Here is a 12,260-nt window from a genome sequence, read left to right as displayed (position 1 = left end):
AGATGAAAGTTATTTTTACGCAAGATGTTCGTGGCCGGGGCAAGCGCGGTCAGGTCAAGGAAGTTCCCGACGGCTATGCTCAGAACTACCTGATCAAGCGTGGCCTGGCCAAGCAAGCCACTAAGGCAGCAATGAGCCAGCTGGCTGGTCAGCAACGAGCTGAGGCCAAGCACGCTGCCGCAGAACTGGAAGAGGCTAAGCGGCTCAAGAAGGTGCTAGAGGACGACAAGACGGTCGTTGAGCTAAGCGGGAAGGCTGGCACGGACGGTCGAATGTTTGGCTCTATCTCCACCAAGCAGATCGCCACGGCTCTGCAGAAACAGTACAAGGTCAAGATTGATAAGCGCAAGATCGAACTGGCGGCGCCAATTAAGGCCCTGGGCTACGTTAACGTGCCGATTAAGCTCCACCCCGAAGTAAGTGCCGAGATTCGGGTGCACATTGCAGAAAAGTAGTTTAACCGGTATAATCTAGTTTTGATTTATTAAAAGCGAGGTATCGTCATGGATAATGCACCAATGCAAGTAGAACCACACGATATTGAAGCTGAAAAGGCAGTTCTCGGAGCTGCTTTTTTAAGTAAGAACGCGCTGGCAGATGCAATGGAATACCTGCAGCCCGAGGACTTCTACAAGCGGGCTCACCAGATTATCTTTTCGAAGATGGTAGCGTTAAATGATGATGACCAGCCGATTGACGTGGTGACGATCAAGAACGCCCTAGACAAGGATAACCAGACCGAGAACGTCGGCGGGATGGTCTACCTAGCTGAGCTGGCCTCGTCGGTTCCGTCAGCGGCCAATGTGGCATTCTACGCTAAGATTGTCCATGACAAGGCCGTGCGGCGAAACCTGATTAACACTGCCACCAAGATTATCAACGAGGGCTATGCGGACGATAATGATACCACCGACCTGCTTGACCAGGCCGAGCAGTCGATTCTTCACGTATCGGAGTCTAACAGCCAGGATGGTTTCCAGAATATCCAGCAGGTCTTAAACAGTGCGATGAACCACATCGAGACTCTGTCGGGTAATGATTCAGAGATCACTGGCTTGGAGACGGGTTACCCGCAGTTAGACCGGATGACGACCGGTTTCCACCCCGACGAACTAGTCATTATCGCAGCGCGGCCGGCTGTCGGTAAGACTGCCTTTGCTCTCAATATTGCCCAGAATGTGGCTACCAAGACTGATAAGACGGTAGCAATCTTCAGCCTCGAAATGGGGGCTGAGTCGCTGGTCAACCGGATGCTGTGTGCTGAGGGCAACATCGACGCCAACCACCTGCGGACCGGGAACCTGACTAACGACGAATGGGAGAGCCTGTTTTTTGCTGCTGGGACCCTGTCGAACGCCCACCTTTACATCGATGATACTGCCGGGATCAAGGTGGCTGAAATCCGAGCCCGCTGTCGGCGCCTGAAGAAGGAGACCGGGAACCTCGGGTTGATCGTGATCGACTACTTGCAACTAATCGAAGGGAACAATCCCGATAACCGACAGCAGGAAGTCTCTGAAATTTCTCGACAGCTCAAAAAACTGGCTAAGGAACTCGAAGTGCCGGTTATCGCCTTGTCCCAGCTCTCCCGGGGAGTTGAGCAGCGGCAGGATAAACGGCCGGTGTTATCTGATATCCGTGAGTCCGGATCAATTGAGCAGGACGCGGACATCGTCAGTTTTCTCTACCGTGACGATTATTACGAGCACGGCGATGGCGATGATGATCAACAGGATGGTGGTCAGGATAATGGAGATGATTCCAACGTTAGTGAGGTTGAAGTCATCATTGAGAAGAACCGGAGCGGTCCACGGGGGACAGTCAAGCTGTTGTTCGCCAAGTCATACAATAAGTTTGCCTCTGTGGCCTATGTGCCAGGAGAGCAGAATTAATATTAAGTTGGAAAACAATCGTTGCGGAGTACTAGACCAGCGGTCAATGCTGGATGTGTCGGTTTTTGGCCGTAGCTAGACATATAGAATTTTGCAACTGCATAGTAAAATTAGTATCGGAAAGGGGCGTTTCAGATTCACTGGAGGGCTCTTTTCGTTCGCTTAAGGAAAAACAAGGAGGCGTTAGGATGAACCGTCAAACACAAGGAATTGAGTTGAAATGGCTGCTACTGGGGATGTTCTTCGGAAGCATCGGCAACAGTTTTGTCTGGCCATTGACCACGATTTACATGCATGAGCAGTTACATGAGTCATTAACTATATCAGGTATTGTGCTGCTCTTTTATTCGGGGGCCAATGTGGTTGGTAGCTATATCAGCGGGTTACTTTTTGACAAGCGGAATCCGCGCCACTTGATGTTAGGTGGGACCATTGCCGCAACCGTTGTCATTGCGACCATGATTTTCTTCAATGGCTGGCCAATCTACGCAATTCTGTTGACGGCGATCGGTTTCTTTAACGGCTGGATCATCACTATGGTCAACTCGTTTGGGACCCGACTGCACAAGGATGGTCGCTACGTCTTCAACATGCTCTACTTCGCCAACAACTTAGGGATGGTGATTGGGACCACAATTGTCGGTCCACTCTACCAGCATGCGCACGGGAACATCGCCCCGCTCTTTACGATTACGACCGTCCTCTACGTTCTCTTTACGATCGTTGTTTTTGTCTACTTCAAAGAGGATCCACATCCGGAGCCGGTAGATGAGGCCCGTTTCAAGAGCGACGAGCTGGAGAAAACAACTGCTCTGCCCCGGGCCAACCTGTGGATCAGTTGGATCTTCTTCGTGGCCCTATGTGTGGTCTGGACGATGTATGAGCAGTGGTCTAGTAACTTATCCGTCTTCATGACCGATCAGGGAATTTCAATGACCAAGTACAGTCTGCTTTGGACCCTCAACGGGGTGCTGATTGTGGTTATCCAATTACTGCTGACTTGGCTGAATCGCTGGTACAACAACCCATATGCCCAAGTCTTTATCGGTATTTTCACCATTGGCCTATCTTTTGTCCTCTTGTTATTTGCCAAGAGTTACATCTGGTACGTTATCGCTATGGTAATCCTGACGATTGGTGAGGCAACGGCCTTTCCGACGATGCCAGCGATTGTCAATAGCCTTTCCCCGGTTGACGTCAAGGGGAAGTATCAGGGCATTCTTAACGCCTTCTCGTCGTTGGGGAAGGCATTTGGGCCTTTGTTTGGGGGGCTGATTATTGGGGCGGCTTCCTATCATATCTTATTTGTGATCTGTGCGGCCGCAATCTTTGTGATGGAAGCTATTGTCTGGGCGGTTGTTCAGCTAAACAAGTCCCGGACGGTTAAGTATTAAGGAAGTAATCGCGTGTTCTACAATAACTTTGATAATGTTCATGGTGAGGATCGTTACGGAATGGTTGGCAAGACCGGTGATGGCTTTCGCGAGAATCGGCTGTTGCTGGTGCCGTGTTACCGGTGTCACCAGGAACCTCTGGTGATCGCCGAACGGAACTGGATGGATACCAATCAGGATGACTCACAACGCTACCAGATCGTGGTGGCCTGTGAGCACTGTGGAGCAGTCGATGAGTTTATCGTCAATAATGGTCGTGAGGGACAGATCAGTAAGCTGAAACACAGCAAACATCCGGTCAGCCCGGAACAACTAAAATAATTGGAAAGAAGCTAGGGGCCCGGTGAACGAGATCCTAGCTTCTTTTATAATATGAAAATTTTATCATGCAAAACGATAAACTTATGGCAGTCCTGGGGTAATGGCACCGTCATCCACTAACTAATATTAAAATGGTTGCGCTTACAAAGTTCTCTAGTTTATGATATGGTTAATAATGTTAAGGTAATTAGACATAACATAAGGAGATGCTTTGAAATGAAGATTAAAGCAGCCGTTGTTGATAAGAAGGGTGCTAAGTTTGATATTCGTGACGACGTCGAGCTTGCCGATATGCAGGCTGACGATCTCCAGATTCACATGGTGGCTTCTGGAATTTGTCACTCCGACGAGGCTCTACGGAAGGGGGATGCTGAGATCGGCTACCCGATCATTTTAGGGCATGAAGGTGCCGGAATTGTCGAGAAAGTTGGTCCAGAGGTCAAAAACTTCAAGCCGGGCGATCACGTCATTTTATCATTCTACGGTTGTGGTAACTGTATTAATTGTCTAAAGGGCAAGCCGACTAAGTGTCTAAATTACGCGGCCAATAATCTGTCCGGAGTCCGGCCAGACGGTAGTGCCCATTTCACTGAGAATGGGCATCAAGTTGACGATATGTTTGACCAATCTTCCTTTACTACGACGACCGTAGTACGGGAACGTAACGCCGTCAAGGTACCCAAGGACCTTGATCTACGGAAGTTAGGACCGCTGGGTTGCGGTTACGTGACTGGCTCCGGAACGGTCTTTAATACTCTAAAGCCGGAACCAGGCTCCACGATTGCGGTGGCCGGAACCGGGGCGGTTGGTCTGGCCGCTATGATGGCTGGCAAGATTTCCGGTTGTACCAAGGTTATTGCCATCGACCGGGTTCCCGAACGGCTGGAATTAGCCAAGGAATTGGGTGCTACTGATACAGTCAATACCAACGACGTAGATATGGTTAAGGCCGTCCAGAATCTAACTGACGGCAAAGGTGTCGACTATCTGGTTGACACGACTGGGGTCACCAAGGTGCTGGAGGACTCCATTCAGGCACTGGCTCAAGGTGGGGTTCTAGCTGCAATCGCGGTTACAGCTAACCACATTGACATTAACACTTGGACGGATCTATGCCCAGCCGACCGGACAATCGTTGGGGTCAACATGGGTGATTCCATCCCGCAGGTTGATATTCCACGCCTGATCGAGTTTTATAAACAAGGAATGTTTGACTTCGATAAGACCGAGAAGTTCTATGATTTTGCCGACATCAACCAAGCTAATGCTGATTCTGTCTCCGGAAAGACGATTAAACCGGTATTGATCATTGACAAGGACTACCAGCCGGGCGAATGATCAATTCAAATAGGGAGCGATGATGGTAGTGGTCATCGCTCCCTTTTTAATTTCCCGGGAAATATTTTTCTCCTCCCTACCTACGGAAAATGCTAAAATGATGTTTATATAAGTTAAGGGAGGAATGACGGATGGATACGAAACAGTACCGCTATACCAAGGATAACTTTGATATTAAGAAAGCGCCAACCTGGGTGGCTGACTCTGCAGATGAACTTGACCAGATTAAGGCAGCAATCGACAAGAACGTCAAGCGGATTAAGGATGCTCAGAAGAAAATGTATGCCCGCCACCGTTACGGTGTTATTGTCGTTTTTCAGGCAATGGATGCGGCTGGTAAAGATAGTATGATCTCGCACATCTTCTCCGGTGTCAACCCGGTCGGCTTCAAAGTAGCTAATTTTAAGCAGCCAACCTCCGTGGAGCTGCAGCATGATTATCTCTGGCGGATCAATGCCGCTCTACCAAAACGAGGTTCATTCGGTGTCTTTAACCGTTCCTACTACGAGGACGTCCTGGTCTCTCGGGTTCACCCTGAGATTGTCCTCAAGGCTAACCTGCCGGGAGTCACTACCCTATCGGACGTCAATAAGGATTTCTTCGCTGGACGCTACGAGGATATCCGTGAATACGAGAAGTATTTGTCTCGCAATGGCTATGTGATTCTGAAGTTCTTCCTCCACGTTTCTAAGGGCGAGCAGAAGAAGCGGTTCCTGTCCCGGATCGAGACACCACGGAAGAATTGGAAATTCTCCGCAGCCGATATTCATGAGCGTCAGTTCTGGGATAAGTACCAGGCGGCCTATGACAAGGCAATCAACGCCACGGCCACCAAGGAGAATCCGTGGTACGTCATACCGTCTGACGATAAGTGGTACTCTCGCTTGATTGTTTCGGACATCATCACCAAGCGGATCGAGAAGCTTCCGCTGGCTTACCCAAAGATGTCGGCAGATCAGGAGAAAGAGCTGGCCCGTGCCCACCAGATCCTGCTGAATGAGGACTAAAAGCAAAGCAGCGACTAGCGTGTAAAACGCCAATCGCTGCTTTTATTATTCATTTAGTTTGCGCTTAACCATATTGGGGTCTGCCTTTCCGGGGTTGAGCTCTACCAGCTTCCCTGAGCTGCTGTAGATGATCCATTCGGCCAAGTTGACGATGTGATCGCCTGCTCGCTCGAGAAAGCGAATTACTGAGAGATAGTCACCATATATCTTAACATTAGTTCCAGCCTTGGCTAGGGCGGTCATGATTGCCTGCTGTTGCTGGACGTAGATCATATCGACCCGGATATCCTCGTTGGCAACCTCGTAGGCCAGCTGCTCGTTGGTGTATGCGTAGGCATCGAGGACTCGTTCCAGCATCTCCCGAATGATCATCATCATCTTCTCAATTTGTTCTTCGATTGCGCGGTTATGCTCCCGGTCGCTCAGGTTAATTGCGGCCCGGGCAATGTGCGTGGCGTAGTCACCTAGCCGCTCAATATCACTGCTGGCCTTGAGGATACTGATGATTTTCCGGAAGTCACTGGCGACCGGTTGCTGGAGGGCCATCAGTTTTAGGGCTTCTTTCTCCAGGTTAATTTCCTCGTCATTTATCTTAGCGTCTGTTGCTAGAACCTGCCTGGCCAATTGCGGGTCGTTCTCTGTGAAGGCCTTAGTCGCTTGGTAGAGTTGTTCGCTGGCATCGATTCCCATCTCTATGAAGTGGCCACGAAGCCGTTTCAGTTCATCGTTAAAAATGGCACCCATCTTATTCCTCCTAACCAAATTTACCACTCAGATAATCGGCGGTTTGTTGTTCGCGCGGGTTCATAAAAATATTAGCTGTCTGGTCGAACTCAATCAGGTGACCTTGGTGCATGAAGGCTGTCCAGTCGGCAGACCTAGATGCCTGTTGCATATTGTGGGTTACCATGATGATCGTAAACTGCTCTTTTAATTGTACTAGAGTGTCCTCAATTTGCGAAGTTGAAACCGGATCTAAGGCACTGGTCGGTTCATCCATAAGAATAATTTCTGGACGTACTGCCAGAGTTCGGGCGATGCACAGGCGCTGCTGCTGACCACCAGAGAGCGCGAGGGCGCTGGACTTCAGCTGGTCTTTGACCTCGTTCCAGAGGGCAGCCTGGCGTAAGCTCTCCTCGACCCGTTGGTCCAGCACGGTCCGGTCCTTTACTCCAGCCAGGCGGAGCCCATAGATTACGTTTTCGTAGATCGACATGGGGAAAGGGGTTGGCTGCTGGAAAACCATCCCAATTCGCTGACGAACTCGGTAGACGTTGACCTGGGGTCGATTAATATTGACCCCGTGGAAGTTGATGATTCCGGTGACCGTAGCGAGATCATCGTTCATTCGGTTGAGACTTCGCAGAACAGTCGATTTGCCCGAACCAGAGGCGCCAATCAGGGCCGTGATTTGGTTTGACGGGAACTTGAGGTTGACGTCATGGATCACATGCTTATCACCATAGAAGACCTGGAGATCCTTTAATTCTAAAATTGAATCGGTTGGCATTGTTTTTCCTCACTTTGCTAGGTGTCGTTTGATACGGTGCCCAACATAGCGGGCAACCAGGTTGAACAATAGGATTGTGATAATCAAAACGGCTGCGGAACCATTGGAAACCGCGCGGGCGTCGGGGACAAGCCCCTCGCTGTTGACCTTCCAGATGTGGACGGCGAGCGTTTCAGCGGGCCGCATGGGGTTAAGAAAGCTGGTCGGGCTAAATGGGTTCCAATCGGTGTAGCTGACTAGTGGGGCACTCTGACCGGCAGTGTAAATCAGTGCGGCTGCCTCGCCGAAGATTCGGCCAGCGCTGAGAATAGCCCCGGTGATAATTCCTGGCAGGGCAGCTGGCAGAACGATCTTGGTCGTCACCCGCCACCTAGACATTCCAAGGCCTAGCCCCGCCTGGCGTTGCAGGTCAGGGACTTGGGAGAGGGCGTCCTCACAGCTGCGCGTTAGGATCGGCAGGTTCAGAATGGTCAGGGCTAGGGCCCCAGCAAGCAGAGAGAAGTCCAGGCCAAACTTGAGGACAAAGACAAGGTATCCGAATAGGCCCACCACCACGGAAGGCAGGGAACTTAGTACCTCGATTGCTAGGCGAAGCAGACGGGTTGCCCGGTTGTCAGGGGCGTACTCATTGAGATAGATGGCTGCCAAAAGCGCCAGTGGTACGGAGACGATCAGGGTCAAGACAACCAGGTAGAGGGAATTGAACAGCTGATCGCGAATTCCTCCGCCAGCCGCGAATGATTCGGCCTCGCTGGTCAGGAAGTGCCAGGAGATATGGGGGATTCCTATTGCTAGGATGTAAGCGAGAAGGCTCAAGATAATCAGCCCAACGAGTCCGGCCAATCCGATGATGATCGTCGTGGCGATTTTATCAATACGTTCTGGAGACATCAAGCGGCTCCTTTCTTACTTATAAGGTGGATTAACAGGTTGAAGACCAGAGACATTCCCAACAGGACTAAGGCCAGCGACCAAAGGGCATTGTTTTCTGCTGTGCCCATGATCGTGTTGCCGATCCCGGTGGTCAGGACGCTGGTTAGGGTAGCAGCGGAATCAACCAGCCCGGTAGGCATCACGGTGGTATTCCCGATCACCATCTGGACAGCCAGGGCCTCTCCAAATGCGCGGGCCATTCCGAAAACTGCTGCCGTTAAGATCCCGCCCTTGGCACTCGGAATTATTACTCGGGAGATGGTCTGCCAGCGGGTGGCCCCCAAGCCGGCCGAGGCCTGTCGATACTTTTGCGGGACCGCGCGTAGACTATCGATGGTCATCGCGGTCATGGTGGGCAGGATCATCAAGAAGAGAACACAAGTCGCGGCAAGAATGCCGAAACCAGTCCCGCCAAAAAGGCGTTGCAGAGCAGGGATGATGATGGTTAGTCCTAGATAGCCGTACACTACGGAGGGAATACCGACCAGTAGTTCAATCAGCGGTTGTAAAAAGGCCTTGACCTTGCTGGATAGAATTTCCGTGATTGCGATGGCCACCACCAGGGCCAGCGGCAGGGAGACCACGCCCGCGAGGAGGGTTACGCAAAAGGAGGTTACGATCATCGGCAGGGCCCCGAAATGGTGATGACTGGGTTGCCAATCGGTCTGAAACAGGAAGTGCCATATTGAGACGTGATCATTTGTGAACAGCGCTATCCCCTTGATCGTTAAAAAGATGAGGATCGTGCCGACCAAACCACCGATTAGGACGATGGCAAGGCGGCTGGTGAGCTTACCGGTCTGCTCCTGGCGGCTCTCCGGGGATGGCTGAGTTAATTGTTGCTGTAAATCATCCATGTGCTTACTCCTTTAACCGAATTATTCCATCAGCAGTTCGTTGCACTTGCATGTCGTGGATATTGATGTAGTGGGCTTTTTCTACGAGGGTTTGTTGCACGCGCTTGCTCTGCATGAAGTCAATGAATTCCTGGGTCGCCCGACTCGGTGCTTGGCGGGTGTACATATGCTCGTAGGACCACAGGGGCCAGCGGTTAGTCGTGATGTTGGCAGCGGAGGCATTTATTCCGTCAATTGTTAGTGGTTGAACCTGTCCGTTTAGGTAGGCGGTAGCGATATAGGAGATTGCACCGGGGGTACTGGCGACGATCTCCTTGACCGTCCCGTTGGAATCTTGTTCTTGAGCATTGATAGGCTGCTGGTCCTTCAAGACGACCTGCTCAAATGCCACTCGGGTACCACTGCCGGCAGACCGGTTAATAACTGTGATGGGGAGATTTGGTCCTCCGACCTGACACCAGTTGGTGATCTCGCCAGTGTAGATCTTGCGGAGTTGGCTCATAGAGAGATCCTTGATACCCAACTGGCGGTTGACAATTGGAACAATACCAGAGACTGCGACGATGTGATCGCGAAGCCGCCGGGCGTTGATACCGTCCTTTTGCTCAGCGAAGATGTCTGATGCACCGATGTTAACAGCGCCAGCCTGCACTTGGCTCAAACCAGTGCCTGAGCCGCCGCCCTGGACGGTGATGCTCGTTTGGGGATTGACAGTACGATATTCCTTGGTGACAGCTTCCGTCAGTGGTTGGAGAGCAGTTGAGCCAACCACTGTTACCTTGGCCAACGGTGGCTGTTTTCTGGCAGCGGTCCAGCCGAATCCGAGCCCGCTAATAATTATCGCCAAAATTACGATTGTGATAATTCTTTTCATCTCTGCAACTCCCTGGTTGTTGTTTTCGTTAGTTTTGTATGATACAAATAGATCATATCAAGGTGATGTAAATATTTAATCTGCTTATTGTAAAAGTTGTGTAAACCTTGGAGGAACATATGATGAACCACTTCTTGCTGATGGGGCAGGACCCTGACTTGCGATATCAGTTATGCCAGCTTGGTAAGCAGGCCCACTGGTCATTTGAACAAGTCACTACGCCGACCGGACTGGTAGTGGCCCTTGAAAAGCAGCAGCCAGCCGGGGTTTGGTGGGAGCTTTCCGCAACAAACCTGGACACCACGATTGCTACGATGACTCTGATCCGCCACCAGGTCTTTGGGCCAATCACCGTTTTTGTGCCAAACTTGACGGACCGAATCCAGCAAAAACTATATCAGGCTCAGGTCGATGACATCGTTGCCTTTCCGTTTACCGTTGCGGTCCTGCGTTCTCAGTTGGAGCAACGGCTGGGACTTTATCAGCATATTCAATTCAAGCCAACCGTGGCACCGAGCAGGCAGTCGACAAGGCAGCTTACAACTATCGGCCGGTGGCAGATTGATCGGCAGAACTACACCGTAACTAAGAATGGCGTCCACATCGACTTGACCCCTAAGGAGTTCCAACTCCTTTCCTATCTGGTTGATCATCGTGACCAGGTGCTCAGTCGGGACCAGCTCATCACCGGTGTCTGGGGGTATGATATGTTGAACACCTCTCGGATTGTCGATATCCATATCAGTCACCTCCGCGATAAGCTTGAGGATGACCCCCATCGGCCGACCCACCTGTTAACGGTCCGGGGATTCGGATATAAAATCGTGGAGTAATAAGCGGAATAAACACAAAGAGCCGCTAGTGTTCGGTAAGGTTCGAACACTAGCGGCTCCCTTAAGATATAAAAAAGCACCCGTCGAAACGAGTGCTTAGTAATGGGCAGTCAGGGGATCGAACCCTGGACCCACGGATTAAGAGTCCGTTGCTCTGCCAGCTGAGCTAACTGCCCATGTCATATTGACAACGACTATTATATTATCAATCTTTACTAATTTTTGCAAGGACTTTTTTAAATTTATTTTATTTTGAACAAATATAATCGGTGGAGGTGGTCCAGCTTTGTAAAATTAACTTTTAAAAAATAAAAAGAGACTGAGAAAAATCTCAATCTCTGTAAACCTCTGATGGGCAGTCAGGGGATCGAACCCTGGACCCACGGATTAAGAGTCCGTTGCTCTGCCAGCTGAGCTAACTGCCCATTACCTCTTAACAAGGTACTTAATTAAATTACCACCGTTTACTACCACTGTCAACAAAAACTTACCAAAAAATGATAAGAAGCTTAGCTGTGCTATAATGGGGGCACGGTTATTAAGTTTAGGTTAAATTACTAATCACCCATGGAGGGGATTTTGAAATGGCAAAGAAGATACTAGTCGTTGACGACGAGAAACCAATTTCAGATATCATCAAGTTCAATCTTGAAAAAGAAGGCTACGAGGTCGTAACTGCCTACGATGGTGAGGAGGCTCTGGAGAAGGTCGAAAGTGAAAATCCAGATCTGATTATCCTTGATCTGATGCTGCCGAAGATTGACGGTCTGGAGGTAGCTAAGCGGGTCCGAGCCAAGCACACGATGCCGATCATCATGGTGACGGCTAAAGATTCTGAACTCGACAAGGTCTTGGGACTTGAGCTGGGAGCAGATGATTACGTTACCAAGCCATTCTCTAACCGGGAACTGGTAGCCCGGGTCAAGGCTAATCTACGGCGACAGGCAACCTTGAAGGCTCCTGCCGAGGAGGAGAAGAATACCGATATCAAAGTCGGTGATCTGACGATTCATCCCGAGGCCTACACAGTCACCAAACGGGGTGAGAATATCAACCTGACTCATCGGGAGTTCGAGTTGCTTCACTACCTGGCTCAACACATTGGTCAGGTCATCAATCGGGAGCATCTTCTACAGACCGTTTGGGGGTATGACTACTTCGGCGACGTTCGGACCGTCGATGTGACGGTGCGGCGCTTGCGGGAAAAGATCGAAGACAACCCGAGTCACCCGCAATGGCTGATCACACGTCGGGGAGTCGGTTACTATTTAGCAAATCCTGATCAAAATTAGAGGATGAAC

The 12,260-nt window shown here is 50.5% G+C and carries 13 protein-coding genes and 2 tRNA genes; 8 read left to right on the top strand and 7 right to left on the bottom strand.

What is annotated here, in order from left to right:
• Positions 1 to 2: 2 nt before the first annotated feature.
• The 6 genes from rplI (at position 3) to CK797_RS01950 (ending at position 5,952) form a co-directional block, all read left to right on the top strand.
• Entirely contained in the window at positions 3 to 455 is a 453-nt protein-coding gene (gene rplI / locus CK797_RS01975; RefSeq protein WP_104688312.1) for a 50S ribosomal protein L9, read from the top strand.
• A gap of 48 nt (positions 456 to 503) precedes the next feature.
• Positions 504 to 1,892, top strand: coding sequence for a replicative DNA helicase (dnaB, locus tag CK797_RS01970; protein WP_104688138.1), 1,389 nt, complete (start codon positions 504 to 506; stop codon positions 1,890 to 1,892).
• A 188-nt stretch (positions 1,893 to 2,080) separates the two neighbouring features.
• On the top strand, positions 2,081 to 3,286 hold the full coding sequence (locus CK797_RS01965) for an MDR family MFS transporter (RefSeq protein WP_104688137.1): 1,206 nt from the start codon (positions 2,081 to 2,083) through the stop codon (positions 3,284 to 3,286).
• A gap of 12 nt (positions 3,287 to 3,298) precedes the next feature.
• The gene (locus tag CK797_RS01960; RefSeq protein WP_104688136.1) at positions 3,299 to 3,607 is read left to right on the top strand and encodes a hypothetical protein; all 309 of its coding nucleotides are present in this window, start codon (positions 3,299 to 3,301) and stop codon (positions 3,605 to 3,607) included.
• A gap of 216 nt (positions 3,608 to 3,823) precedes the next feature.
• Complete coding sequence (locus CK797_RS01955; RefSeq protein WP_104688135.1) at positions 3,824 to 4,945, top strand: NAD(P)-dependent alcohol dehydrogenase; 1,122 nt, start codon at positions 3,824 to 3,826, stop codon at positions 4,943 to 4,945.
• A gap of 131 nt (positions 4,946 to 5,076) precedes the next feature.
• Positions 5,077 to 5,952 (top strand): PPK2 family polyphosphate kinase, encoded by an 876-nt coding sequence (locus CK797_RS01950; protein ID WP_104688134.1) that lies wholly within the window; start codon positions 5,077 to 5,079, stop codon positions 5,950 to 5,952.
• A gap of 45 nt (positions 5,953 to 5,997) precedes the next feature.
• Here CK797_RS01950 and phoU read toward each other — a convergent pair whose 3' ends face one another.
• From phoU to CK797_RS01925, 5 genes are read right to left on the bottom strand one after another with little or no spacing between them, the layout of a single operon-like run.
• Positions 5,998 to 6,696, bottom strand: a complete 699-nt coding sequence (gene phoU / locus CK797_RS01945) for a phosphate signaling complex protein PhoU (RefSeq protein ID WP_104688133.1) — start codon at positions 6,694 to 6,696, stop codon at positions 5,998 to 6,000.
• 10 nt (positions 6,697 to 6,706) lie between these two features.
• A complete protein-coding gene (gene pstB, locus CK797_RS01940) occupies positions 6,707 to 7,462 on the bottom strand; it encodes a phosphate ABC transporter ATP-binding protein PstB (protein WP_104688132.1) in 756 nt (251 codons plus the stop codon).
• Positions 7,463 to 7,471: 9 nt separating this feature from the next.
• Positions 7,472 to 8,353: a phosphate ABC transporter permease PstA gene (pstA, locus tag CK797_RS01935; protein ID WP_104688131.1), complete on the bottom strand. Its 882-nt coding sequence runs from the start codon at positions 8,351 to 8,353 to the stop codon at positions 7,472 to 7,474.
• Positions 8,353 to 9,252, bottom strand: a complete 900-nt coding sequence (pstC, locus tag CK797_RS01930; protein WP_104688130.1) for a phosphate ABC transporter permease subunit PstC — start codon at positions 9,250 to 9,252, stop codon at positions 8,353 to 8,355. The genes pstA and pstC overlap by 1 nt, the downstream gene beginning before the upstream one ends.
• A gap of 4 nt (positions 9,253 to 9,256) precedes the next feature.
• Entirely contained in the window at positions 9,257 to 10,126 is an 870-nt protein-coding gene (locus tag CK797_RS01925) for a phosphate ABC transporter substrate-binding protein (RefSeq protein ID WP_104688129.1), read from the bottom strand.
• Between the two features lie 119 nt (positions 10,127 to 10,245).
• Between CK797_RS01925 and CK797_RS01920 the strand changes: the two genes are divergently transcribed.
• On the top strand, positions 10,246 to 10,959 hold the full coding sequence (locus CK797_RS01920; protein WP_104688128.1) for a winged helix-turn-helix domain-containing protein: 714 nt from the start codon (positions 10,246 to 10,248) through the stop codon (positions 10,957 to 10,959).
• 103 nt (positions 10,960 to 11,062) lie between these two features.
• Here CK797_RS01920 and CK797_RS01915 read toward each other — a convergent pair.
• Both CK797_RS01915 and CK797_RS01910 read right to left on the bottom strand, forming a co-directional pair.
• Positions 11,063 to 11,135: transfer RNA gene (locus CK797_RS01915), tRNA-Lys, on the bottom strand.
• A 176-nt stretch (positions 11,136 to 11,311) separates the two neighbouring features.
• Positions 11,312 to 11,384 (bottom strand) — tRNA-Lys (locus CK797_RS01910).
• A gap of 159 nt (positions 11,385 to 11,543) precedes the next feature.
• Between CK797_RS01910 and yycF the strand changes: the two genes are divergently transcribed.
• Complete coding sequence (gene yycF, locus CK797_RS01905) at positions 11,544 to 12,251, top strand: response regulator YycF (RefSeq protein WP_104688127.1); 708 nt, start codon at positions 11,544 to 11,546, stop codon at positions 12,249 to 12,251.
• The last annotated feature ends 9 nt before the right edge of the window (positions 12,252 to 12,260 follow it).

Source organism: Limosilactobacillus pontis, from assembly GCF_002940945.1.
Taxonomy (GTDB): Bacteria; Bacillota; Bacilli; order Lactobacillales; family Lactobacillaceae; genus Limosilactobacillus; species Limosilactobacillus pontis_A.
The sequence above is the reverse complement of the archived record's forward strand: the minus strand, read 5'-3'. Positions and strand labels throughout refer to the sequence as shown.